Source organism: Rhodococcus sp. NFXS4, from assembly GCF_058139645.1.
The window spans coordinates 2,768,408-2,793,854 of sequence record NZ_CP192221.1; the positions used below are offsets into that span (position 1 = coordinate 2,768,408).

Below are 25,447 nucleotides of genomic sequence, written 5' to 3' on the forward strand. Positions count from 1 at the left end.
TGGAACCAGGTCCACTCATGACTGTTCGCTCCGCCGTCACGCGGCGTCACCCCGTCGACGAGGTTCTCCCCGCCCACAAGCTGGCGGCCTACGGGTTCCAGCACGTCGTCGCCTTCTACGCCGGGGCGGTGCTGGTCCCGATCATCATCGGTGGGGCCATCGGCCTCACCAACGAGCAGTTGATCCACCTGATCAACGCCGACCTCTTCACGTGTGGCATCGCCTCGATCATCCAGGCGGTCGGCTTCCGGAAGATCGGTGTGAAGCTGCCGCTCCTGCAGGGCGTCACCTTCGCCGGTGTCAGCCCGGTCATCGCGATCGCGATGGCGAACGGCGGCGGAACCGAGGGCCTGCTGTACGTGTACGGCGCCGTCATCGTGGCGGGCCTGTTCACGTTCCTCATCGCCCCGTGGTTCAGCAGGCTGCTGAGGTTCTTCCCGCCGGTGGTGACCGGCACGGTCATCGCCATCATCGGTATCGCGCTGCTGCCGGTGGCCGTGAACGATGCCGTCACCAATCCTGCGACGCACGAGCAGGATCCGACGAACGGCCGCTGGATGGCCTACGCGATCGGCACCCTGGTGATCATCGTGCTGATCCAGCGGTTCTTCCGCGGCTTCACCGCCACCATCGCCGTACTGCTCGGGCTCGTCATCGGCAGCGCCACCGCATACATGTTGGGCGACATGACGTTCGACGGTGTCTCCGAGGCCTCGTGGGTCGGGTTCACGCAGCCGTTCCTGTTCGGTGCGCCCAAGTTCAGTGTCATCGCCATCATCTCGATGATCGTCGTGCTGATGATCACGGCGGTCGAGTCGACGGGCAGCGTCTTCGCGACGGGTGAGATCGTCGGCAAGCGGATCACGAAGGACGACATCGCCGCTACCCTGCGTGCCGACGGCGTGGCCACGGTGATCGGCGGTTCCTTCAACTCGTTCCCGTACACGGCCTTCTCGGAGAATGTGGGTCTGGTGCGCCTGACTCGCGTGCGCAGCCGCTGGGTGGTCGCCGCCGCCGGTGCCATCATGATCGTCCTGGGCCTGCTGCCGAAGACGGCGGCAGTGGTCGCGTCCATTCCGTCACCCGTCCTGGGCGGCGCCGCGTTGGCGCTCTTCGCCACCGTGGCGGTCGTGGGCATCCAGACGCTGTCGAAGGTGGACTTCACCGATCACCGCAACCTCATCATCGTCGCGACCAGTCTCGGCCTCGCCCTGCTGGTCACCATTCAGCCGACCGTCTCGGAGGGTGTCCCGAGCTGGCTCGAGCTGCTGTTCTCGAGCGGCATCGTGCTGGGTGCGTTCACCGCGATCGTGCTCAACATCCTGTTCTTCCACGTGGGCGGCTCGCGCGGGGCGACGGTGGCAGGTTCCCCCGGCGACTCGATCACCCTCGACGCCGTCAACGAGATGAGCCTCGACGAGTTCTCGACGACGTTCGGCGACGTGGTGCAGGGATCGGACTGGGTCGTGCGTCGCGCGTACGAGCAGCGGCCCTACGCGGATGCTCATGCACTGCGGGAGGCGTTCCAGGATTCCCTGCTCGCAGGCACCACGGAGGAGCAGGTCGAGCTGATCAGCGCCTTCCCCGATCTGGGCAGCGAGGACGACGCCGGCACCGCGTTCGCCAAGGACCACGTCTCGCTCGCGCACCTCGGCGACGAGGAGCACCGCTCGGTGGTCGACCTGGCCACCGCCTACCGGGATCACTTCGGCTTCCCCCTCGTCATCTGCGCGGCCGAGACCGAGCACTACGACCGGGTGCTCGCCAACGGGTGGTCGCGGATGGAGAACTCACCGGGTGCGGAGCGGTCGTTCGCCATGATCGAGGTCGCGAAGATTGCGAACCACCGGTTCGACGACCTGGTCGCCGATGCGAATCCCATCGCCGCGGCGCGTTTCGGCAGACTGAACGACCTGTCCTGATCCCCACCACAGAAGGGAACGCTCGTGTTCCTGCACGAAGCACTCGGGCTCGACGGATTCAATCGGCTGTCCGATCGCGCCGCGATGCACGCCTTGTTCGAGTGCTGCTCGTCGTCCATCTGGGCGCGCCGGGTGGCCGTCGGTCGCCCTTTCGACAGCGCCGAGGCCCTCCTGGAACGCGCCGACAGCGAGTTGGAGGAACTGTCCGAGACGGAGATCGACCGCGCACTCGACGGTCATCCACGTATCGGCGCCTCGGTGACCGCCGGCTCGTCGTCGCAGCGCGAGCAAGCGGCCGTGAGCGAGGCGGACCAGGGCGTCAAGGACGCGCTCGCGGCGGGGAATCGGACCTACGAGGAGAAGTTCGGCCACGTCTACCTGGTGTGTGCGACGGGCCGCCCTGCGACGGAGCTTCTCGCTATCCTCACCGAGAGGCTCGACAACGATCCGGAGACGGAGAGGCGCGTGATGAGAACCGAACTGGCGAAGATCAATCGAATCAGGTTGACCCGCATGCTGACCGAGCGGACCGAACTGTGAGCGTCAGCACCCACGTCCTCGACGCGGTGCACGGGACACCGGCGACGGGGGTGGGTCTCGCGGTGGTCGACGAGCACGGCGACGTGGTCACCACCGGCATCACCGACGAGGAGGGGCGCGCCAAGGAACTGCTCCCGGACGACGCGGTGGCCGGTGTCTACACACTCGTGTTCGACACCGCCGCGTACTTCGAGCAGTCCGGGACGCAGACCTTCTACCCCGAGGTGTCCATCACCTTCACCGTCCTCGATGTCGATGCGCACCACCATGTTCCGCTGCTGCTGTCCCCGTTCGCGTACTCCACCTATCGAGGAAGCTGACCCCATGACCGATCTGACCGGGAACATCGTCCTGGGAGCCAACCAGTACGGCAAGGCCGAGAACCGGGTGGTGCGCATCTATCGCGACACCGCCCGCCACGAGATCCGGGACATCTCCGTGTCCTCGGCAGTGCGGGGCGACTTCTCCGCCGCCCACCTCGTCGGTGACCAGGGCGCGGTCCTGCCGACGGACACCCAGAAGCAGACCGCGTACGCCTACGCGAAGGAGAAGGGCCTGCTGCATCTCGAGTCGTACGGCCTGGATCTGGCACGGCATTTCGTCGACGACGTCGAGCCGGTGACGGAGGCGCGGATCGAACTCGAGGAGTACGCGTGGGAGCGCGTCACCGTGGACGGCCGCCCCCACGATCACACGTGGGTGCGCAAGGGCCAGGAGACGCGGGTCGCCTCGGTCACCGTGGGCGGCTCCGGAGCGGAGCAGAAGACCTGGGTCACCGCGGGTTTCAAGGATCTGATCATTCTGAAGTCGACGGGCTCCGAGTTCGCCGGCTTCCTCGAGGACTCCTACACCGTGCTCGCCCCGACTCATGATCGCGTCATGGCCACCTCGCTCGAGGCCCGGTGGCGCTACACCACCACCGACGTGGCGTGGGACGAGGTGTATGCCGGCGTCAAGGCAGTGATGATCGAGCAGTTCGCCACACTCCAGTCGCTCGCGTTGCAACAGACACTGTTCGCGATGGGACGCGCTGCGCTGGAGGCATTCCCGTTCATCGCGGAGCTCCGGATGAGTGCACCGAACAAGCACCACTTCCTGTACGACCTCGACCGTTTCGGCGTCGAAAACAACGGCGAGGTCTTCCACGCCGACGACCGTCCGTACGGGCTCATCCAAGCGACCGTCGAGCGCGAGGACGCCCCCGACGCGGGATCCGCCTGGCGGGGTTACAGCGTCGTCGGCTGAGGCCCGAGCACGGCCAACGCGACGAAGACGTCGGTGCGGTCCTCCGTCGTCCCCAGGTCTCGGTCCGTCAGCGCCTCCACCCGTCCGATGCGGTACCGCACCGTGTTGACGTGCACGTGGAGAGCGTCCGCCGTGCGACTCCAGGAACCGTCGTGGTGCAGGTACGCCCGCAGCGTGTCCAGCAGTCCCGCGTCGGTGCGGCTGTCGTGGTCGAGTACCGCGCCGAGCACCCGCCGGGCATAGGCAGCGCGCAGTCCGTCCGGCACCACCGAGAGCAGGACGGCGGCCGATCCGGTGTCCGCGCTGGTCCGCACCGCGATGCGGTCGGCCGACGCCGCGGCGACCTCGCGTGCGTGTTGCGCCGACCGCACACATCCGACGAGGGCCGCGGCCTCCACCGCCGTACCCACGCCCACGGCGATCCGTCCGGCCACGGTGTCCTCGAGTCGCCGCAGTGCAAGGGCGAGATCGGCGGCCATGCGGGTGGACGTCCGACCGGGAGGTAGCCCGACGACACCGATTACGAGGTCCCCGTCGGTGACTCCCACACTCACCGCACCGTCGACCGACTCCCGCACTGCGTCGGTGAGCACCGCGGCCAGGACCTCGACAGGCATATCCGAAGTGGCGGCCAGCGCGACGACGTCTCCTGTCACGTCGACGCCGATCTGTCGAATGCGTTCCAGCGCCTGCTCTCCGGATCCGTCGACGAGGAGTTCGGCCGCGCGGTCGGCCATGGTGCGCAGCACCCGCGCGCCGTCGTCCACGCGCACGCGATCGAGGGCCGCGATGCTCGCCAGCTGACCGAGCGCTTCGAGAACCTGCCCGTCCATGCACTCGTGGTCACCGTCCACGACGAGGTACCACGCAGTCGCACGGTGACCGAAACTCGATCCGACGGGCAGCACGGACCGCACCGCGTTCTCGGTGACCAGGCGGCACGGAAGACTCTGCGCCGCAGCCCGTACGAGAGCGTCCACCACCTCCGTGGCCAACGGCTCGGCGGACACCACGGGCCGGCCCACCGCGGTGATGATCCGGCAGGTCACGCCCGTGTCCCGCGCCGTCTCGTGCGTGAGGTCCGCGAGCGCGCGTCCGTCGGTGACCGCGGTGAGCAATCGGTGCTGGCGGGCCAGACTGGCGGAGAGCCGCGCCACCCGATCGCCGGTCACCCGGCTGGTGACGGCATCGATGACGTCCGCGAACGCGACCGCCGACGGCACCGCGAGCAGCGGTAGCGAGTACTTCTCGCACGCACGCACCACGTCGTCGGGGACGGAACCGAACACTTCGTCGCCCGCCGCGAGCGCCACAGCGCCCGCAGCGACGACCGACCCCACGAAGGCATCGCTGTCCTCCGGCGCGCGGCGCCACACCATGCCGGTGACGACCAGCTCGCCGCCCACGATGTAGCGCGACGGGTCCGGCAGATCGGTCGCGAAGGCCCACCGCACGGTCCGACCGAGTTGGTCGTCGGTGCCGACGAGGCGCCGCAGCGCGAGTTCCGGTACGTCGAGCACGTCCTGGATCAGCACACCCGTTCACCCGCCCGCATCGTCGTTGGAGGATCCGACAGTAGGCGGCGCTCGTTTCGGCCACGTTTCGTCGGCGCGCGCCCTGCGCGGGTGGCCGACACGGTGTTGACTCGGTGACACAGCGAGGACAGGAGTACGACGTGCCGGACCGCATTCTCATCACGGGCGCCCACGTGATCACCGTGGATCCCGCCCGCTCCGAGTGGGCGGCGGGCTGGGTCCTGATCGAGGACGGGCTCATCGCGGCGCTCGGCGACGGGACACCGCCGCCGCGTCCCGACGGTCCCGAGGTCACCGTCATCGACGGCCGCGGTTGCGTCCTGACTCCCGGCCTCGTGAACACGCACCACCATCTCTATCAGTGGATCACCCGCGGTCTGGCCGCGGACTCGACGCTCTTCGAGTGGTTGACGACGCTGTATCCCGTGTGGGCCGGCATCGACGCCGACTCGGTCCGCGTCGCGGCGACGGGTGGGCTCGCTCGGTTGGCCGCGACCGGATGCACCACCACCACCGACCACCTCTACGTCTTCCCCCACGACGGCGGCGACGTGTTGGGCGCAGAGATCGACGCCGCGAGGACGGTCGGTCTGCGGTTCCACCCGACGCGCGGATCGATGGACCTGGGACACAGTCAGGGTGGTCTGCCGCCGGACAGCGTCGTGGAGTCGCTCGATGCGATCCTGGCCGCGAGCAGCGCCGCGGTCGACCGCTGGCACGACCCGTCCTTCGGATCGATGCTGCGCATCGCTCTCGCACCGTGCTCGCCGTTCTCCGTCACCGGCGACCTCCTTCGCGAATCGGCGACGCTGGCGCGCGAGCTGGGCGTCCGGTTGCACACACACCTCGCCGAGACCCTGGACGAGGAGGAGTTCTGCCGCAGCAACTTCGGCATGACGCCGGTGCAGTACATGGAATCGGTCGGCTGGGTCGGCGACGACGTCTGGTACGCGCACGCCGTGCATCTCGACGACGCCGCGATCGCGACCATGGCGGCCACCGGAACCGGGGCGGCCCACTGCCCCACGTCCAACGCGCGGCTGGGCGCCGGTATCGCCCGAGCGCGCGATCTGATCGACGCTCGGGTTCCCCTGGGGCTCGGCGTCGACGGTGCCGCCAGCAACGAGTCCTGCAGCATGCTCGAGGAGGCGCACCACGCAGCACTGTTCGCACGGGCGCGCGGCGGACCCCGGGCCATGACCGTGCGCGAGAGCCTCGACCTCGCGACACTCGGCGGTGCCCGAGTCCTCGGGCGCGAGAACGAGATCGGCTCGCTGGAGGTGGGCAAGCTCGCCGATCTGGCGCTGTGGCGCATCGACGGCGCCGCCCACGCCGGCATCACCGACCCCGTCGCCGCGTTGGTACTGGGCGACCGGCCGCCCCTCGAACGGCTCCTCGTGCACGGGCGGGTGGTGGTCGAGAACGGGGTGGTCATGACCGTCGACGAGGAGACGGTGGCCCGGGACGTGGCGGCGGCGCACACGGCGCTACTCACGAAGGCCGGGCGGTGATTCCGTGGACCTGAACACCGTGCGCGAGGTCGTCCGGGCTCGTACGCGGGGCGATCTCTCGGTCATCGACGGCGGCACCGCCGTGGTGGCAGGTGGGACGTGGGTCTTCTCGGAACCGCAGGTGGGGGTGCACCGACTGGTCGATCTGACGGACCTCGGCTGGGAACCCGTCGTCGTCGGTGAGGGGCTGGAGATCGCCGCGACGTGCACCGTGGACACGCTGCGTCGGATGTCGTGGCCGCCGCGGTGGCCGGACCTCGAGTCGCTGGTGGCCCTCTGCTCCGACGCGTTGCTCGCGTCGTTCAAGGTGCAGCAGTTCGCCACGGTCGGTGGGAACATCGCCCTCGGACTTCCCGCGGGATCCATGACCTCGCTCTGTTCGGCGCTCGACGGCGTCGCGGTGATCTGGACCCCCGACGGTCACGAACGGCGCGTGCCCGTCGCGGCGCTGGTCACCGGACCCCAGCGCACGTCGCTCGCACCGGGCGAGGTGATACGCAGCATCGAGATCGACGACGCCGTTCTGCGCTCCCGATTCGCCTGCCGCAGAATGTCCTTGGCACCTCGCGGGCGCTCCGGCGCCGTCGTGATCGGTCGCCGGGACGCCGACGGATCGTGCGTCCTCACCGTCACCGCTTCGACGTGCCGCCCACACCAGCTGCGACTCGAGGCAGTGCCGCACGCCGAGGACGTGGCCGCGCTGCTGGACGCCGCGATACCCGCCGACCAGTGGTACGACGACGTGCACGGAGCACCGGACTGGCGACGCCACGTGAGCGCCGTGCTGGCACAGCAGATCTGCGAGGAGCTGTCATGAGAGTGGGAGTCAACGGGGAGACCGTGGAGATGTCCCCGCGACCGGGCCAGTGCCTGCGCACGGCCCTGCGCGACGTCGGACGCTTCGAGGTGAAGAAGGGGTGCGACGCGGGCGACTGCGGCGCCTGCTCGGTGCTGCTGGACGGTGCCGCCGTCCAGTCGTGCATCGTTCCGGCCTACCGCGCCGAAGGTCGGGAGGTCACCACGGTGGCCGGGCTGGGCACGCCGGACGACCTGCATCCGATGCAGCAGCGATTCGTCGACGCCGCCGGATTCCAGTGCGGTTTCTGCACGGCCGGCATGATCGTCACCGCCGCCGCCCTCACCGACGAGCAGACCGAGGATCTGGACACCTCGCTCAAGGGAAACCTGTGTCGCTGCACGGGGTATCGGGCGATCACCGACGCGGTCACGGGTGTGCGCACCATCGAGAAGTCCACCGAGGGACCGGCGTGCGGACGCTCCGTCGCCGCACCGGCCAGCGCTCGCGTCGTCACGGGAACGGAGCCCTACACGCTCGACGTCGCGATGCCGGGTCTACTGCATCTGTCGGTGCTGGGGAGCCCCCACGCCCGTGCGCGCATCGTCTCGATCGACACGTCGGCCGCGCTGGCCGTCGAGGGCGTGGTCGCGGTGCTCACCCACGAGGACGCGCCGCCCGTCGCCTTCTCCACCGCACGCCACGAGTCACGGGACGACGATCCCGACGACACACTCGTTCTGGATCGCGAGCTCCGCTACGTCGGGCAGCGGGTGGCGGCGGTGATCGCCGAGTCGGTGGCCGCCGCGGAGGAGGGCAGACGGCGCCTCGTCGTCGAGTACGAGGTGCTGCCCGCCGTGCTGCATCCCGCGGACGCGCTCGCACCGGGAGCCCCGATCGTCCACGCCGGCAAGGGTCCCGAGGCCAGGATCGCGGACGTCGAACGCAACGTCGTGGCCGAGGTGAGCGGTACGACCGGCGACGTCGAGGCGGGCCTGGCGGCCGCAGACGCCGTGGTGACCGGAACGTGGCGCACCGCCCGCGTGCAGCACACTCACCTCGAGACGCACGGTGCGATCGCCTGGTTCGCCGAGGACGGGCGCCTGACCGTCCGCACGAGCTCGCAGGTCCCGTTCCTCGTACGGGACGAGCTGTGTCACATCTTCGACCTCGATCCCGACACCGTTCGGGTGTTCACGACGCGGGTCGGTGGCGGGTTCGGCGCCAAACAGGAGATGCTCACCGAGGATCTCGTGACGCTCGCCGCTCTGACGGTGCGTCGACCGGTACAGCTCGAGTTCTCCCGTGCCGACCAGTTCACCGTCGCGCCCTGTCGGCATCCCATGGAGGTGTCGGTCACCGCAGCCGCCACGGCCGACGGCACGCTCACCGCGCTGACCCTCGACGTGCTGAGCGATGCCGGCGCCTACGGCAACCACAGTCCCGGTGTGCTGCACCATTCCACCGACTCGATCGCCCTCTACCGCTGCGCGGCCAAGCGCGTCGAGGCGAGAGCGGTGTACACGAACACGATTCCGTCCGGCGCGTTCCGCGGATACGGCGTCGGGCAGACCGGTTTCGCCGTCGAGTCGGCGCTCGACGAGTTGGCGCACCGATTGCACATCGATCCGATCGAGTTCCGGCGTCGCAACGTCGTCGTGCCGGGTGATCCGTTCGTCGCCGCGCACGTCCTCGACGGCGACCTCCTGTTCGGCAGTTACGGACTCGACCAGTGCCTCGATCTCGTGGACGAGGCACTCACCGAGCCCGGATCGCCGGCGCCCGACGGATGGCAGGTGGGCGTCGGCGTGGCCATCGGCATGAATGCCACCGTGCCGCCGCGCGGCCACGTCTCCGACGCGTCGATCACCGCTCTGCCCGGAGCGCGCTACCTGGTGCGCGTCGGCACCGCCGAGTTCGGTAACGGCACCACGACGGTGCACGGTCAGATCGCGGCGTCGATCCTGAACACGACCGTCGACCGCATCGAGATCGCACAGTCGGACACCGACGTCACCTCCCACGACACGGGCGCCTTCGGGTCGGCGGGCACGGTGGTCGCCGGCAAGGCTGTCGCACTCGCCGCGGAGTCGTTGCGCGAGAGCATCATCGGTGCCGCATCGAGCCTGACCGGATCGCTGCCGACGCAGGGCGTGCTCGGTCCGGAGGGCGTCACGGTGGACGGCGCACTGTGCTCCCTCGACGAGATCGTCGCGGCCCACGACGGACCGTTGGCGGCGGACGGGTACCACGGCGGATCGCCTCGCTCGGTGGTGTTCAACGTCCACGGGTTTCGGGTCGCGGTCGACCCCGGGAGCGGCCGCGTCGCGATCCTGGACTCCGTGCAGGCCGTCGACGCCGGCACGGTGATGAATCCGGTGCAGTGCCGTGGGCAAGTGGAAGGTGGTGTGGCGCAAGCGCTGGGCGCAGCGCTCTACGAGGAGATGAGGCTCGACGAGACGGGGCACGTGACCACAGCGTCGCTACGGAACTACCACATCCCGCAACTCGCCGACGTTCCGACGACCCGAGTGTTGTTCGCGGACACCTATGACGCGCTCGGGCCGCTGGGTGCCAAGTCGATGAGCGAGTCTCCGTACAACCCCGTCGCACCGGCGTTGGCCAATGCCGTCACGGACGCCGTCGGCGTACGGCCGCACGCACTGCCGATGTCGGCGGACCGCGTCTGGAGAATGCTGCAGCGCGATCAGGAGTCGTAGAAGGTCTGCAGAATGATGGTACTGCGGGTCTGCACGTTGGCAGTGGTCCGGATCTGCTGCAGGAGTCGCTCGAGATCCCGCGGTGACGCGACGCGGACCAGCAGCACATAGCTGTCCTCCCCCGCCACGGAATGGCACGCCTGCACCTCGGGCAGCGGCCGCAGACGCGCGGGCGCGTCGTCGGGCGCCGTCGGATCCAAGGGGGTGATGGCCACGAACGCCGACAGTGGCTGGCCGATGGCCTCCCGATCGACGCGCGCGGTGTATCCGAGGATCACCCCGGACGACTCGAGCCTGCGCACTCGTGACTGCACGGCCGAGACCGAGAGGCCCGCCCGCTCCGCGAGGTGAGCGAGAGTCGCGCGGCCGTCGGTGATCAGTTCCTCCACCAGCACGCGATCGGTGGCGTCCAGATCGTCCGAGCGGACGGACTTGCCTCGTGCACCGGTCATGGGCGCTACCCTGCCACGTCCCGATCGGGCAGCGTCAGGCGAACAGAGGTGGCATGGCGAAGACCATGACCGTCGACCACGCGACGTGCGTCAGGATCGGCGCGAGAATGCCGCCGGACGCCCGGCGTTCGAGTCCGAGCACGAAACCGAGGGTGATGGCGGCGAAGCCGAGCATCGGGTTGCCCGTGGCCAGAGTGGCAATGGTGTAGACGATCGTCGAGATGACGACCGGCCGCTTCACGCCGATGGCCGAGAACAGAGCGCCGCGGAAGAAGATCTCCTCGGCGACCCCGTTGAACAACGTGATGAAGACGATAAGCGCGAGCGGTCCGACGCGCGCGTGATCGAGGACGTTGGCCGTGAAGTCCCGCAGCGGCGGGATCTCCCGCACGACGAGTGCGCCGAGGATGAACACGCCACCTGCGGCCAGACCGATCGCGATCGGCGTGATGATCGGCCGCCGCAGGGTCCCGCGGAAGTTGATGCGACCGAGGTGCAGTGGCCCGGACAGGAACCCGCCGACGATCCACACCAATGCCAGCGCGATGGTCAGCGTGTAGAACATGGGGTCGCCGGGCTCGGTCGACAGCGACACTCCCAGCAGCGTCGCGCCCACGACGAGCACGACCGCCACGATGATGCGCCGCCGTAGGAAGGCGCGATCGGTCTCGTGATGGTCGCGGTCGACCTTGTCCACCAGCGCGTTGCGCACGATGGATTCGGCCCTCATCTGCCAGGACACCATGAAGTACTCCTCCGGCTCGTCGAACCTGTCGGTCGTGTCGGAACTTGCGGTCTGTGAACGAGAGACCGACTAGAACTTCAGAACAGACCGTACCCGGGACGAGACCGCGGCAACCACGTCCAGATTGGTCCGGACGACCGGAGCGACGGGCCACGAGTAGAGCACCGCGCCGATGCCGAGCGCCTCGGCGAGCTTCCACCCGTCCTCGCTCAGCAGTTCGGCGCCGCGGCGGCGAATGCTGCGGACGTCGCCGCCGGTCCACTCCGCGTCCGAGGACACCAGGCGCAGCGAGTCGGGCGTCGTGGCCAGGCCGCGGGTGGCGCTCGCGCCGAGCAGGCTTCGGCGCATGGCGTCGTCGACGTCGGTGAGACCGCCCTCGGGCTCGGGGACGAACTCCGAGATGCGGTTCTCCGAGGCGGTCATCGAGTTCACGAGAGACTGCACCAGGTCGTCGGCGAGCAGTCCGGGAACCGGGATCAGTCGGCCGATCACGAGAGCCGCGAGCTTGGTCGGGATGCCCGGGGTGGGCACACCCAGACGATGCAGCTCGGCGGCTCGGACGTAGGCGAAGACGAGGTCCTTGTACGGAAGGATCTCGGGGCCCGCGATGTCGTACGCGTCGGCGGGCACGTCGGGTGACGCGCACGCGAGGAGATAGTGCACGACGTCGTCGACGGCGATCGGCTGAACCGGCTTGCTCAACCAGCTCGGGAGCGGCAACACCGGGAGTCGGTCGGCAAGGTACCGAATCATCTCGAAGGACGTCGATCCGGCGCCGATGACGATGGCGGCGCGCAGCCACACCACCTCGATGCCGTCGATCGTGAGCGCCTCGCCCACCTCGGCGCGGCTCGCGAGGTGCTCGGACAGCTTCTCGCCCTCGGGGACGAAGCCACCGAGGTAGACGATGCGGCGGACACCCGCGGCGCGTGCCGCCTCGGCGAAGTGCCGCGCGGACGCGAGGTCGGTTGCCCGGTAGCCGGATTCCCCGATGGCGTGCACCAGGTAGTACGCGACGTCGATGTCCTCCGCGGACAGCGCCTCGGCGCACGAGTCGGCGTCGGTCACATCGAGTCGCACCGCCCGCACGTCGTCGTGCCAGTCGAAGGCGGTCAGCCTCTCCGGCGTGCGCGAGCCCACGACGACGCTCTCGTCGGCCGACACGAGCGCGTCGACGAGGCGAGAACCGATGTAGCCGCTGGCCCCGGTCACGAAAGCAGTCATGTTCTCGACATTACGGGTGCGGTGCGCTCGCATACCGCCGCGTGAGGGGCGTCACCGTGCAGACTGTGCTCATGGCCGACGTGGATCGACACCGAGCACCCGACAACGATCTGTCGGTGCGTACCGTCCGGCTGCCCGTACCGTCACTCGGCAACATGCTCGGACTCGCCCGCGGGACCGTTCTCTGGTCGCTCGACACCGTCGCGTTCGTCGCTCAGCTGCCCCGGCGGATCGACGACCTGTTCGTTCGTGTCGACGAGGTCATCGCCGCGATCGAGCGCATCACCGACCAGGCCCAGACGGTCATCGGCAAGGTCTCGGCCACCACCGAGGACGCGCAGGGCGTCATCGTCGGAGCGGAGTCCGCCTCGTCCAAGGCGCTGGCGATGATCTCCGAGCTCGAACCCATCACCGCGCGCGCGATCCCGCTGGGCCGCACCTTCGTGGACAACTTCTCCGAGGCCGAGGTGGAGGCGGCGGTGAAGCTCGTGGACCAGCTGCCGGAGCTGGTGCAGCGGATGGAGGGCATCATGCCGATCCTCGCGACGCTCGACACGGTCTCCCCCGAGATCCACGAACTGCTCGAGGTGACCAAGGACGTGCGCAAGGCCGTCATCGGAATCCCGGGGTTCAAGTTCTTCCGCAATCGCGGCGAGGAACGCCTGCACGACTGATCGTCGCGCCGCCACACCTCGCGAGTACGTCCAGAGTGCTGTGATCCCGGCCTTCTCAGCGACCTTATCGACGTACTCGCAGGGGTGGGGACGCTCATCCGGCGACCGTGTCGGTGGGTCCGTGCACTATGGAGAGGTGAAGAACCCCACCGCTCCGTCGCCCGAGGACGTGCTCGCGCGGTTCACGGCTCCGACGCGGGCGTGGTTCGACGGCGCCTTCCCCGCGCCCACCGCCGCTCAGCTCGGCGCGTGGGACTCCATCTCGAGCGGCGCGCACACCCTCGTCGTCGCCCCGACCGGCTCCGGCAAGACCCTGTCCGCGTTCCTGTGGGCGCTGGACAAGCTGGTCAGCCGTGATCCCGAGGACACGGCACCCGGCACCCGCGTGCTGTACGTCTCGCCGCTGAAGGCGCTCGCGGTGGACGTCGAGCGCAACCTGCGCGCTCCCCTGGTCGGCATCACGCAGACGGCCAAGCTGCAGGGCGTCGCGCCGCCGGAGATCTCGGTGGGCGTGCGCTCCGGCGACACCAGCCCCGCCGATCGTCGTCTGATGCTCAAGACGCCGCCGGACATCCTCATCACGACACCCGAGTCGTTGTTCCTGATGCTGACGTCTGCAGCGCGAGAGTCACTCGAGCGCGTCGACACCGTCATCGTCGACGAGGTGCATGCCGTCGCCGGCACCAAGCGCGGCGCGCACCTGGCGCTGTCGCTGGAGCGTCTCGACGCGAGGTTGGACAAGCCCGCTCAGCGCATCGGGCTCTCCGCCACCGTCCGTCCGCACGAGGAGGTGGGACGCTTCCTCACCGGGTCCGCACCCATCAGCATCGTGTGCCCGCCGTCACCGAAGACGTTCGACCTCTCGGTGCGCGTTCCGGTGGAGGACATGACGGAACTCGGCACCACCGAGCCGCAGGAGGGGTCCGCGTCGGCCGCCCCGCAGCAGGGGTCCATCTGGCCGCATGTCGAAGCGCAGATCGTCGACCTCGTCCTGGAGCATCGGTCGTCCATCGTCTTCGCCAACTCCCGACGGCTCTCGGAGCGACTCACCGCCCGCCTCAACGAGATCTACGCCGAACGCCTCGGTGACGGCGCCCCCGTGGATCACGCACCGCCCTCCCAGATCGGCGCGTCCGGCGACGTCGTCCACGGTGCCGAGCCGCTGCTGGCCCGGGCGCACCACGGCAGCGTGAGCAAGGATCAGCGCGCGCTCATCGAGGACGATCTCAAGTCCGGCCGCCTCCGCTGCGTCGTGGCCACCAGCAGCCTCGAACTCGGTATCGACATGGGCGCAGTCGATCTGGTGGTGCAGGTCGAGGCGCCGCCGTCCGTGGCCAGTGGTCTGCAGCGTGTCGGTCGCGCCGGCCACCAGGTCGGCGAGATCTCCCGCGGCGTGCTGTTCCCGAAGCACCGCACCGACCTGATCCACTGCGCTGTCACCGTGCAGCGAATGACAGACGGGCACATCGAGGCTCTGAAGGTGCCGGCCAATCCCCTCGACATCCTGGCCCAGCACACCGTGGCGGCGTGCGCCCTCGAACCCATCGACGCCGACGAGTGGTTCGACATGGTCAGGCGCACCGGCAATTTCGGGTCGCTGCCCCGGTCCGCCTACGAGTCCACGCTGGACCTGCTGTCGGGAAAGTACCCGTCGGACGAGTTCGCCGAGCTGCGACCACGTTTGGTGTGGGACCGCGACGGTGGGTCGCTGACCGGTCGCCCCGGCGCCCAGCGTCTGGCGGTCACCTCCGGCGGCGCCATTCCCGACCGCGGACTCTTCGGCGTCTTCATGGTCGGCGAGAAGGCCAGCCGCGTCGGTGAACTCGACGAGGAGATGGTCTACGAATCCCGCGTCGGAGACGTCTTCGCCCTCGGTGCCACCAGTTGGCGCATCGAGGAGATCACGCACGACCGGGTTCTCGTCAGCCCGGCCTACGGGCAGCCCGGCCGGCTTCCGTTCTGGCACGGTGACGGCCTCGGCCGCCCGGCCGAACTCGGCGAGGCACTGGGCGCGTTCCTGCGCGAGTCGTCGGACGACGACGCCCTGCGCGGCCGACTGCAGGAGAGTGGGCTCGACGTCAACGCGGTGAACAACCTGTCCGCGCTGCTCACCGAGCAGCGCACGGCGACGGGCCACATGCCCACCGATCGCACGTTGGTCGTCGAACGGTTCCGCGACGAACTGGGCGACTGGCGCCTGGTGCTGCACTCCCCCTACGGCCAGCAGGTGCACGCACCGTGGGCCCTCGCCATCGGTGCCCGCCTCATCGAGCGGTACGGCATCGACTCTCAACCGACGGCATCGGACGACGGCATCATCGTGCGGCTCCCGGACACCGACGACGAGCCGCCGGGACCCGAACTGTTCGTCTTCGAGAAGGACGAGATCACCGACATCGTCACCGAGCAGGTCGGTGGCTCCGCGCTCTTCGCATCGCGGTTCCGTGAATGTGCCGCGCGCGCACTGCTTCTCCCCCGCCGCAACCCCGGAAAGCGAGCGCCGCTCTGGCAGCAGCGTCAACGCGCCGCGCAGCTTCTCGACGTGGCCAAGAAGTACCCCACGTTCCCCATCCTGCTCGAGACGGTGCGCGAGTGCCTGCAGGACGTCTACGACCTGCCGGCACTGGAAGACCTGTGCGTCCGCATCGCGCGCCGCCAGATCCGCATCGTCGACGTCGAGACCGACTCGCCGTCACCGTTCGCCACGTCGTTGCTCTTCAGCTACGTCGGCCAGTTCATGTACGAGGGCGACTCTCCGCTGGCCGAACGTCGCGCTGCCGCACTGTCTCTCGACGCCTCGCTGCTGGCGGAGCTGCTCGGACGCGTCGAACTGCGCGACCTGCTCGACGGCGACGTCGTCACCGACACCGAGCTCGAACTGCAGCGCCTCGTCGACGACCGCAAGGCCCGCGACGCGGAGGGCGTGGCAGACCTGCTGCGCCTGCTCGGCCCGCTCACGACGGCGGAGGTCGAGGCACGCATCGAGTCGCCCGGCTCCGCAGCGCAGTGGGCGGGCGAGCTCACCGCGGCGCGCCGCGCCCTCGAGGTCTCGTTCGCCGGGTCGCAGTGGTGGGTCGCCATCGAGGACGCCAGCAGACTCCGTGACGCGCTGGGTGTTCCGTTGCCCATCGGCACCCCGGCGGCGTTCATCGAGCCCGTCGAGGATCCGCTCGGCGATCTCGTGAGCCGCTACGCGCGCACGCACGGTCCGTTCTCGGTCGCGGACGTCGCCGGCCGCTTCGGCATCGGGTCGGCGGTCGCCCGCGACGTTCTGCTGCGCCTCGTCGCCCAGAAGCGCGTGGTGGAAGGCGAATTCCGGCCCGGCGGTTCCGGCAGTGAGTGGTGTGACGCCGAGGTACTGCGCAGGCTCCGCCGGCGTTCGCTTGCCGCCGCACGCCAGGACGTCGAACCCGTGTCCACCGGTGTCCTCGGCCGCTTCCTGCCGCGCTGGCAGCACGTCGGCGGCACCCTTCGCGGACTCGACGGTGTGGCGACGGTCATCGACCAGCTCGCCGGTGTCCCGGCTCCGGCATCGGCCTGGGAGTCGCTGATCCTGCCCCAGCGTGTCCGGGACTACTCCCCCGCGATGCTCGACGAGTTGACCGCTACCGGCGAAGTCGTGTGGTCCGGCCACGGCGCGATCTCCTCGAAAGATGGGTGGATCTGCCTTCATCCCGCCGACGCCGCACCGGTGACGCTGCCGCCTGCGAAGGACGATGAACTGACGGACTTGCAGCAGACCGTGCTGCAGGTGCTCTCGGGCGGCGGCGCGTACTTCTTCCGACAGCTGTCCGACACCGTCGGGCAGCTGCACCAGACCGAGTCCGGCGCCCCGGCCGACGACACGACTCTGGTTGCAGCACTGTGGGATCTGGTGTGGACCGGGCACCTCACCAACGACACGTTCGCCCCGCTGCGCGCTCTGCTGCACGGCACCACCCGTTCCGCGCCGAGCCACCGCCCGGCGCGGCGCTCACCGCGAGCACGGTCCTACCAACGTTTCGCGCGACCGTCCCTCCCGACTCGCACGGGCCCGCCCTCCGCGGGTGGCCGGTGGGCACTGCTCCCGGAGGCGGAGTCCGACCCCACCATCCGGGCACATGCCACCTCGGACATCCTGCTCGAGCGGTACGGCGTCGTGACCCGCGGTTCCGTCATGAACGAGGGCGTCCCCGGCGGCTTCGGCGGGGTCTACAAAGTCCTGACCGGCTTCGAGGACAGCGGCCGCGCGCGACGCGGGTACTTCGTCGACTCGCTCGGCGGCGCCCAGTTCTCCACCTCGGACGTCGTCGACCGACTGCGCAGCGAGTCCGAACGGCCCGTCGGGGCCGTGGCCCTCGCCGCCACCGACCCCGCCAATCCGTACGGCGCGGCGCTGCCCTGGCCGAAGAGTCCCGTGGATGCAGCGTCGGGCCACCGCCCCGGGCGCAAGGCCGGCGCTCTCGTCGTCATGGTGGACGGCGAACTCGTGCTCTACGTCGAGCGGGGCGGCAAGACGGTGCTCACCTTCACCGAGGAGCGCGACGTGCTTGTCACCGCGGCGTCGGCGCTCGCCGCGCTGGTCACCACCCGCTCTGTGGACAAGTTGGTGATCGAACGCACCGACGGGAGCGACATCCACGGCTCCGTCTTCGCGACGATCCTCACCGAGGCGGGCTTCTCGGCGACGCCGCGTGGCCTGCGGATCAGGGCCTGATCCATGCCCGAAGGCGACACCGTCTGGCGCACGGCCAACAGTCTGCGCGACGCACTCGACGGCAAGGTTCTCACCACATGTGATGTGCGCGTGCCGCGCTACGCCACGGTCGACTTCACCGGCGAGACAGTGGAATCGGTTCTGTCGGCGGGAAAGCACCTCGTCATCGAGGTCGGCGGCAAGGTCATCCACTCGCACCTGAAGATGGAGGGTGCGTGGCACGTCTATCAGCCGGACACACCGTGGCGGCGGCCCGCCTACCAAGCGCGCATCGTGCTCGGGACGACTGACCGGGTGGCGGTCGGATTCGAACTCGGTGTCGTCGAGATACTCGATACCGTCGAGGAGGCCGTGGGATACCTCGGTCCGGATCTGCTCGGGCCCCTGTGGGATCCGGTAGTGGCCCTCGCCAATCTGGAAGCGGAACCCGACCGACCCATCGGCCTCGCCCTGCTCGACCAGCGCGTCATCGCCGGTCTCGGGAACGTCTATCGCAACGAGATCCTGTTCCTGCGCGGCGTCGATCCCCACACTCCCGTCGCCGAGGCGGGGAATCTGGCCAAGATGATCGACCTGTCCCACCGCACCATCACGGCCAACAAGAACCGCAACGCGCGCACCTTCACCGGTGATCTCCGTGCGGGCCGGCACTTCTGGGTCTACGGCCGGGAGAACAAGCCGTGTCGTCGCTGCGGAACGCGCATTCGCGAGGGGCTTCTCGGGGACAACCCCCTCGAGGAGCGGCAGATCTACTGGTGCCCGAGGTGCCAACCTGAAGTCGTTCCCTCACCTGGCTGACAACGCCTGCGGTGACAGAGTTTTCAGCATTCCGTTGGTCCACTGCATCTGCCGAAGCGTCTGTGGATGGCAGCGTCGACACAGGTCGACCAATTCCACGTCTCGCACTGCCTGTGCACCCTGAGCGAGCAACTCCCAGTCCAGCGACACCCCGGCCGCATCGCGGTGCAGCCGCCGCAGATCGGCCAGCAACACCAGCGCGGGATCACGCCGCGTCGTCGCGCGAACCAGGGCCGGCCTCGGGTCGACGACATGGGGCCACCGCCACAGGCGTTCTCCCCGCGCACGCCCGGCCGCGCGAAGGCGCTCGGCATGATCCACCGACCACTGCCGCACATCGAGCGCGACGTGATGAACTTCCGTCTCCGACACGTGGTTCTCGGCCAGCGCGGCCAGCGCCCGTGCCAGCAACGATTCGGAGCGGTGCAGTTCCCTGATCGCGAGCCCGAGCGTCATGACGTCTCCTTCTCCACGCGCGCGGCCGAGGTCTTGAACAGCGGTTGCTTCGACACCGGATCCCAGTCCGTGATCGTCATCTCGTTCGCGGCCCGGTCGTGCTTGTCGACGTCCGCATCGTCACGGTCCCAGTAGCCGTAGTGGAACGGAACGAACAGCACGCCTTCCCGGCTGTCCGTGACTCTCACTCGTGTCCGGACGAACCCGCGCGGGGAGCAGATGCGAACCCATTCGCCCTCGTGGACGTCCAGCCGGTCGGCATCCGCCGCGCACATCTCGACCCACACGTCCGGTGCCGCGCCCTGCAAACGAGGTACTCGTCCGGTCTTGGTGCGCGTGTGGAAGTGGTACACCGTTCGGCCGGTGATGAGCGCGAACGGATAGTCCGTACTCGGTGGCTCGTGCGGCGGAACGAACGGCGCAGCCTTGATCATCGCCTTGCCGTCCGGATTGGTCGCTCGATACTGCGACGGGTCCGTCGGCGCCCCGGTCACCAGGTCCTTGCCGTAGCTCTCGCAGTAGTCGGGATGCGCGAAGAACTGCCCGTCGGTGTAGAGCCTCGCAGTACCCGACGGCGCCGATTCCGTGCACGGCCACTGGATTCCACCGTGCTCCCGCAACATGTCGTACGTGATGCCCGTGTAGTCGCACGGGCGGCCCGCGCTGCAGCGCTTCCACGCCTCGAACGCCGACGCAGGATCGTGCCACTGAGGGAAGGGAGCGCCGTCCCGATCCCGAAAATCCATGCGCCGGGCGTAGTCGAGGAAGATGTCGAGATCGGCGCGCGCCTCTCCGGGCGGTTCGACGGCCTTGTCCGAGATATGTACTGTCCGATCGGCATTGGTGAACGTTCCGGTCTTCTCACCCCACGTCGCGGCAGGGAGCACCACGTCGGCAAGGTCTGTCGTCTCGGTGCGGTAGAGATCCTGGACGACGACGAAGAGCCGTTCCTGCCCGAGGATGGAACGGATGCGCCGCAGTTCCGGAAGGGACACAGCAGGATTCGTCGCGCTGATCCACAACATCCGGATCGACCCCTGTTCCGCGTAGCGGAAGATCTGCATCGCGTGGGTGGGCGGCGAATAGTGCGGGATGCTGTGCATGTCGAGGTTCCACAGCGCGGACAGGTCGGCGACGTGGTCGTCGTTCGACCAGTTACGGAATCCTGCGAGATCGCCGTCGGCACCGCACTCGCGCGTGTTCTCCGCAGTCGGTTGGCCGTTCATCTGCAGCACCCCGCAGCCCGGTCGACCGAGCATTCCTCGCACGATGTGGAGGTTGTTCACCTGCACGGCCGCGGCGGTGGCCTGGTGTGACTGATAGAAGCCCTGCAGCACCGTCGACAGCAGTCCGGTCGCGGACCCCAGCAGCTCTGCTCCGCGGCGGATGTCGTCGGCGTCGACACCGCAGATCTGCGCCGCGCGTTCCGGGGTGTACTCCCGGACACCGGTGCACAGGTCGTCATATCCCACCGAATGGGCGTCCACGTAGTCGTGGTCGACCAGGTCACGGTCGACGATGTGGTGCAGCAACGCGTTCATGAGCGCGACGTTGGTGCCCGGCACGGGAGCGAGATGCACCGTGGCGGCTCGGGCGACCTCCGTCGTCCTCGGGTCGACGCACAGCAGCCGGGGCGGGTCGGTTCCCGCGAGGCGGTCGAGCATGCGCGACCACAGCACCGTCTGTGTCGCGGCGACGTTGTGGCCGAAGAGGGCGATCACGTCGGCGTGATCGACGTCCTCGTAGCTGCCGGGCTGGCCGTCGCTGCCGAACGACTCCTTGAGCGCCTCCGCGGCGGTCGCCGTGCAGAGCCGAGTATTGCCGTCGACGTGATTGGTGCCGATGGCCCCGTGCGCGATGGCTCCGAGCGTGTAGTACTCCTCCGAGAACAACTGACCGCTGGTGTAGAAACCGATCGACCGCGGCCCGTGGTCCTGCAGCAATCGCCGACTCGTGTCCACGACCCTGCTCATCGCGGTATCCCAGTCCGACTCCACCAGTGCGCCGTTCACTCGTACGAGCGGGCGCGTCAACCGGTCCGGCGACGCGTTGGCCTGCCATCCGAACAGGTCCTTCGGTCCGAGGCGGCCACGGTTCACTCGATCGTCACCGCGACCCCGCACCCCGACGATCCGGCCGTCCCGTACCGCGATGTCCATCGCGTCGCCGTTGCTGTGCAGGATCGAGGCGGACGGCACCCACTTCTCCACGTCGGAGGCGTCGACACCGTCCGCGAACTGCTGGTCCACCCGCCGGGGCCACTGGTCGCCTGCGGCATACGGGGTGCGCTCACCCCACGGATTCGCGATGCGGTCGTCGCTCATCCGCACCGCCTACCCACACGACGGGCTGTGAACCGCCTCGCCGGGGATACCGGCTCACAACTCCTCGTGCACCTCCGGTGCGCCCAGTCGCGCCGAGGTGTCGAGCATCATCTCGGTCCGATCCCGGTGCGAGGTGGCCGGAGACGTGGTGTCCGGCCAGTCCTCGATCTCCGCCAGCGCCCAGTCGCTCCACTCGACGATGTGCGAGAAGTGTCCGACCATGAAGCGATTGGCGAGAGCCATCAGGTGCTGACGCTCGGGAAACGTCGCGACGGTGGTGTCTCGCAGCGTGACGGCGTGCCGCCCGAAGAGTCGGCGGGTGGCGTCGGCCTGTTCCCGCATCGTCCGTAGGTTGCCGCGCAGGTCCTCGATGGAACCCTGCTCGGCGAACAGCACCCGCATCATGCCCTCGAACTCGAGAGCCGACGGGCGAGACTTCTCCGCCAACCATGCCGTCAGGGCTGCGCGCCCCTCGTCGGTGATCGAGTAGACGGTGCGGGGACGCGCGCCCACCGCATCGGCCCTCGCTGTCACGAGCCCACGCTCGAGCAACTTCTTCGGCGCGTTGTAATGCTGCCGTCCCGCCCGAGGCCACAGTTCGCCGACACCACGACCGAACAGTTCCGAGATGTCGTACGCGGTGAGGTCCCGCGACACCAACATGCCGAGCACGACGTACGACGTCGTGGTGAGGTCGCCCTGAGCCACCGGTTCCACCTCTGGATTTCTCCCCCGGTAGCGAGCCTACTTGCCGGTGTCCTCCGCCACCTCGTCGATGTCGTCGGCTGTGTCCTCGGCGCCGGATGACGGCCCGGACTGCTGCGGGTACAGGGCTTTCGCCAGCGACCCGGCCAGCGCCGCCGCCGGCGCACTCCCGTCCGTCCCGGGCGCCATGTTCGCCCAGACCACCATGGTCATGTCGTTGTCCGGGTCGTACCCCATGAAGGAGTTGTACCCGGGCATCTCGCCGATGTGGCCGAACATCGGTCCCATCTGCGCGAGCCCGTAGCCGTACCCGGCAGAGGACGGGTTGTCGGGGTCGGTCGGCTGCACACTGTCCATCCGCAACGTCTGGGTGTCCGCGTCGAGCAGGTCGCCCTTGACCAGCGCCCGGACCCACGTGGCCAGATCGTTCGCCGTCGAGATGCCCTGGCCGGCCGAGCTCGTCCACGACGGGTTGTCGTTCGTGGTGTCCTTCGGCTGGACCGAGCCGGCGTCGATCGCAGCGATCCGCTCCGGAGACAGCGCTTCCTTACCCTCCCCGAGCGTCTCGACGTTGCCGCTGTAGCTGTACCCGCGGGTGAACGGCGCCGGAATGCTCGTGTCGGTGGTGGCGGGATACGACGTCCCCGCCAGCGCCAGCGGACCGAAGAGCCTGTCCTGAAAAATCCGGTCGATGGGCTTGCCGTCGAGCTTCTCGGCGATCAGTCCGAGCAGCACCGTGTTGGTGTTCGAGTAGCTGTAGCCCTCTCCCGGTGGGAAGTTTGGCGGGTTGCTCAGCCCCAGTGCGACAAGCTCCTCGGCGGTCCACACGCGGCCGGGATCGGTGTCGAGTGCCTCGTTGAGCTCCACGGTCTGGGTGTAGCTGTAGAGCCCACTGCGCATGTCGAGCAATTGCCCGATCGTGATGGCATCGCCGTTCGGCACATCGGGTCGGAACTTGCTCACCGGATCGTCGACGGACAGCAACCCCTCCTGGACCATCTGCAGGATGACCGTGCCCGTCCACGTCTTCGTGTTCGACCCGATCCGCACCTTGGTGTCGAGCGTCGGGGCCTCCGACCGATCGGCCGCCACCGAACCCCAGGTCTTGACGTACTCACCGTCCGGCGTGGTGATCAGCACGACCATGCCGATCTCCCGCGACGTCGTGGCGACGTCCTCGACCATCGCGTCGAGAGCTGCGGGATCGAGTGGCAGGAGAGCCGATTCGGTCGCTGACGACGTGACCGGTGCCGGCGCCTCACCGCTGCCGGACGAGCAACCCGCGACGAAGATCAAGGCAGAGGCCGTCGCGATACCGACGGAACGGGAGACAGTGCGAACAGTCATGAGCGTGTGAACCTTCCGAGTCCCTGCTTGTCGAGGTATTCGACCGCGAACGAGGCGGGAGCACCGTTCACGATCTCGAACGTGACTCCTGTCGGTCCGACCGCGTTCTCGCCGGACGTCTCGAACCAGTAGGTGTCACCGTCGTAGTGGGTCAGGGGGTACGTCAGCCGGCCGTCTTTTCCGACGGTGAGCGTGAGCCGATCACCGTCCGCCGAGACCCGAGCCGGACCGTGGAACGGGCTGTCGAACGTTCCGACGTACTCGGTCGCGGGACGAGCAGGGGTCACCGAGGCCGGCGGTGTCGCGTAGTCGATCGGCGACGCCTCCTCCTCTGCGATCCCGTCGAAGATCCCGGCGATCAACGGTGCCCAATCGACGGTCTGCCGACCGTTCCTCACCTGGTCCATGAACTGCGCGGCAACAGTTTCCGAGCCCCCGACCGGTGCCGAGTTGGACAGGACGACGATGCCCAGCTGTTCACTCGGCAACATGAACACGGTGGTGCTCGCCCCGAGGGCGAACGCTCCGGAATGCGACAGCTCGACGCGCCCCTTGTCGTCCGTGCCCACATTGAATCCCAACCCGTAGAACGAGTCTCGCGCGCCCTCCGTCCCGGACGCGCCCGACAGGGAGTGCGAGGTGTGCGTGTACTGCAGTGCGTCCGCGTCGACGATGCGACGCCCCTCGAACTCACCCCCGCCGAGTTCCGTGCGGATCCACTTCGTCATGTCGTCGACGGACGAACTCGCTCCGCCGGCAGGTGACTGGTTGTCGGGCTCGCGGACGTACTTCGCTTCCCATTCGGTGGTCGAACCCTCGGCGAGCACGTGGTTCACCGCATGGTTGGGCGAGTTCGCCCAGTCCTCGAATCGCGACGAGGTGTCGGCCATGCCGAGGGGCTCGTAGATGCGACGACGAGACAGTTCAGGCCAGTCGGTGCCCTGCGCCTTCGCCGCGGCGTTGCCGGCGGCGGTGAACCCGAAGTTCGTGTACGCGTAGCTGTCCCGGAACGATCCCAGCGGGAGCTGGTCGAGTCGGCCCATGATGTCGTCGTAGTCGTAACCGAAGTCCTCGAGCACGTCACCAGCGTGATCGGGCAGACCCGATCGGTGCGAGAGCAGATCGACGAACGTCGCGTGCTCGCTCACGTACGGATCCGCCACCGCGAACTCCGGCTCGTACCGCCGCACGGGATCGGCCCAGTCGACGGCTCCGTCCCCGACCGAGGCAGCGATGACACTGGACGCGACCGGCTTCGACACCGACGCGAGCTGGAACCGGGTGTGGGTGTCGACGGGCTCGTCGGTGCCGACCTTCCGGACACCGAAACCCCGCGAGTACAGCACCTCGTCCTGGTACACGACGGCAGCTGCGACTCCCGGCGTCCCGGTCCGCGCCATCATCGCCTCGACGTACCCGTCGAGATCGCCGACGGCCGCGTCGACGTCCGCGCGGTCGATCTGGGCGGCTGGGACGGCCGGCGGGCTGTCCGCGAGTGGCTCCGGCGACGCCTCCTCCGAGCTGCATCCCGCTGCCACCAAGGCCAGCGTCAGTACCGTCGCAGCAATTCTCGCGGCCATCTCGTCTTCCCCGTTCGACGTGCCGAGTCCCCGTCCCACGAACATGGGCTGGAGACCGATCGGTTCGAGACCCTACGCCGATACCGCACTGTGCACCATGCAACTTGCACCATCGGCAGAAGCCGGGTGTACCGGCGGCACTATCCGGGTATCAGCCCCGCATCGCGACGGAAGGAC

At 68.7% G+C, this 25,447-nt stretch carries 19 protein-coding genes; 10 read left to right on the top strand and 9 right to left on the bottom strand.

Going from position 1 to position 25,447, the window contains the following annotated elements:
* Nucleotides 1–17: 17 nt before the first annotated feature.
* From J4E04_RS12935 to pucL, 4 genes are read left to right on the top strand one after another with little or no spacing between them, the layout of a single operon-like run.
* Nucleotides 18–1,922: a solute carrier family 23 protein gene (locus tag J4E04_RS12935; protein WP_490148736.1), complete on the top strand. Its 1,905-nt coding sequence runs from the start codon at nucleotides 18–20 to the stop codon at nucleotides 1,920–1,922.
* Nucleotides 1,923–1,952: 30 nt separating this feature from the next.
* Nucleotides 1,953–2,462: a 2-oxo-4-hydroxy-4-carboxy-5-ureidoimidazoline decarboxylase gene (gene uraD, locus J4E04_RS12940; RefSeq protein WP_222638783.1), complete on the top strand. Its 510-nt coding sequence runs from the start codon at nucleotides 1,953–1,955 to the stop codon at nucleotides 2,460–2,462.
* Entirely contained in the window at nucleotides 2,459–2,782 is a 324-nt protein-coding gene (uraH, locus tag J4E04_RS12945; protein ID WP_027503685.1) for a hydroxyisourate hydrolase, read from the top strand. The genes uraD and uraH overlap by 4 nt, the downstream gene beginning before the upstream one ends.
* A gap of 4 nt (nucleotides 2,783–2,786) precedes the next feature.
* Entirely contained in the window at nucleotides 2,787–3,707 is a 921-nt protein-coding gene (pucL, locus tag J4E04_RS12950) for a factor-independent urate hydroxylase (RefSeq protein WP_490148737.1), read from the top strand.
* Here the strand turns inward: pucL and J4E04_RS12955 are convergent.
* Complete coding sequence (locus tag J4E04_RS12955; RefSeq protein WP_490148738.1) at nucleotides 3,689–5,242, bottom strand: PucR family transcriptional regulator; 1,554 nt, start codon at nucleotides 5,240–5,242, stop codon at nucleotides 3,689–3,691. The genes pucL and J4E04_RS12955 overlap by 19 nt on opposite strands.
* 113 nt (nucleotides 5,243–5,355) lie before the next feature.
* Here J4E04_RS12955 and J4E04_RS12960 point away from each other — a divergent pair, with 113 nt between their 5' ends.
* The 3 genes from J4E04_RS12960 to J4E04_RS12970 are packed head-to-tail and all read left to right on the top strand — an operon-like array spanning nucleotide 5,356 to nucleotide 10,269.
* Complete coding sequence (locus J4E04_RS12960; protein ID WP_231476080.1) at nucleotides 5,356–6,753, top strand: 8-oxoguanine deaminase; 1,398 nt, start codon at nucleotides 5,356–5,358, stop codon at nucleotides 6,751–6,753.
* Nucleotides 6,754–6,757: 4 nt separating this feature from the next.
* A complete protein-coding gene (locus tag J4E04_RS12965; RefSeq protein ID WP_490148739.1) occupies nucleotides 6,758–7,570 on the top strand; it encodes an FAD binding domain-containing protein in 813 nt (270 codons plus the stop codon).
* The gene (locus J4E04_RS12970) at nucleotides 7,567–10,269 is read left to right on the top strand and encodes a molybdopterin-dependent oxidoreductase (protein ID WP_490148740.1); all 2,703 of its coding nucleotides are present in this window, start codon (nucleotides 7,567–7,569) and stop codon (nucleotides 10,267–10,269) included. Before J4E04_RS12965 ends, J4E04_RS12970 begins: the two co-directional genes overlap by 4 nt.
* Here J4E04_RS12970 and J4E04_RS12975 read toward each other — a convergent pair.
* The 3 genes from J4E04_RS12975 to J4E04_RS12985 form a co-directional block, all read right to left on the bottom strand.
* Nucleotides 10,257–10,721 (bottom strand): Lrp/AsnC family transcriptional regulator, encoded by a 465-nt coding sequence (locus tag J4E04_RS12975; RefSeq protein ID WP_027503691.1) that lies wholly within the window; start codon nucleotides 10,719–10,721, stop codon nucleotides 10,257–10,259. The genes J4E04_RS12970 and J4E04_RS12975 overlap by 13 nt on opposite strands.
* 34 nt (nucleotides 10,722–10,755) lie before the next feature.
* Nucleotides 10,756–11,466, bottom strand: a complete 711-nt coding sequence (locus tag J4E04_RS12980) for a CPBP family intramembrane glutamic endopeptidase (protein ID WP_056447710.1) — start codon at nucleotides 11,464–11,466, stop codon at nucleotides 10,756–10,758.
* 69 nt (nucleotides 11,467–11,535) lie between these two features.
* Nucleotides 11,536–12,690: an NAD(P)H-binding protein gene (locus tag J4E04_RS12985; RefSeq protein WP_490148741.1), complete on the bottom strand. Its 1,155-nt coding sequence runs from the start codon at nucleotides 12,688–12,690 to the stop codon at nucleotides 11,536–11,538.
* A gap of 71 nt (nucleotides 12,691–12,761) precedes the next feature.
* Here J4E04_RS12985 and J4E04_RS12990 point away from each other — a divergent pair, with 71 nt between their 5' ends.
* The 3 genes from J4E04_RS12990 to J4E04_RS13000 all read left to right on the top strand — a co-directional run bounded on the left by J4E04_RS12990 (nucleotide 12,762) and on the right by J4E04_RS13000 (nucleotide 18,858).
* Nucleotides 12,762–13,364, top strand: coding sequence for a hypothetical protein (locus J4E04_RS12990; protein WP_082544656.1), 603 nt, complete (start codon nucleotides 12,762–12,764; stop codon nucleotides 13,362–13,364).
* Nucleotides 13,365–13,500: 136 nt separating this feature from the next.
* On the top strand, nucleotides 13,501–18,060 hold the full coding sequence (locus tag J4E04_RS12995; protein WP_490148742.1) for an ATP-dependent helicase: 4,560 nt from the start codon (nucleotides 13,501–13,503) through the stop codon (nucleotides 18,058–18,060).
* A 3-nt stretch (nucleotides 18,061–18,063) separates the two neighbouring features.
* The gene (locus tag J4E04_RS13000; protein ID WP_490148743.1) at nucleotides 18,064–18,858 is read left to right on the top strand and encodes a DNA-formamidopyrimidine glycosylase family protein; all 795 of its coding nucleotides are present in this window, start codon (nucleotides 18,064–18,066) and stop codon (nucleotides 18,856–18,858) included.
* Here J4E04_RS13000 and J4E04_RS13005 read toward each other — a convergent pair.
* The 5 genes from J4E04_RS13005 to J4E04_RS13025 are packed head-to-tail and all read right to left on the bottom strand — an operon-like array spanning nucleotide 18,847 to nucleotide 25,270.
* Nucleotides 18,847–19,314 (bottom strand): hypothetical protein, encoded by a 468-nt coding sequence (locus J4E04_RS13005; RefSeq protein ID WP_490148744.1) that lies wholly within the window; start codon nucleotides 19,312–19,314, stop codon nucleotides 18,847–18,849. The genes J4E04_RS13000 and J4E04_RS13005 overlap by 12 nt on opposite strands.
* Nucleotides 19,311–21,638 (bottom strand): molybdopterin oxidoreductase family protein, encoded by a 2,328-nt coding sequence (locus J4E04_RS13010; RefSeq protein WP_490148745.1) that lies wholly within the window; start codon nucleotides 21,636–21,638, stop codon nucleotides 19,311–19,313. The genes J4E04_RS13005 and J4E04_RS13010 overlap by 4 nt, the downstream gene beginning before the upstream one ends.
* Nucleotides 21,639–21,692: 54 nt before the next feature.
* Nucleotides 21,693–22,346 (bottom strand): PadR family transcriptional regulator, encoded by a 654-nt coding sequence (locus J4E04_RS13015; RefSeq protein ID WP_490148746.1) that lies wholly within the window; start codon nucleotides 22,344–22,346, stop codon nucleotides 21,693–21,695.
* 36 nt (nucleotides 22,347–22,382) lie between these two features.
* A complete protein-coding gene (locus J4E04_RS13020; RefSeq protein WP_490148747.1) occupies nucleotides 22,383–23,690 on the bottom strand; it encodes a serine hydrolase domain-containing protein in 1,308 nt (435 codons plus the stop codon).
* Nucleotides 23,687–25,270, bottom strand: a complete 1,584-nt coding sequence (locus J4E04_RS13025) for a serine hydrolase (RefSeq protein ID WP_490148748.1) — start codon at nucleotides 25,268–25,270, stop codon at nucleotides 23,687–23,689. Before J4E04_RS13025 ends, J4E04_RS13020 begins: the two co-directional genes overlap by 4 nt.
* Between the last annotated feature and the right edge of the window lie 177 nt (nucleotides 25,271–25,447).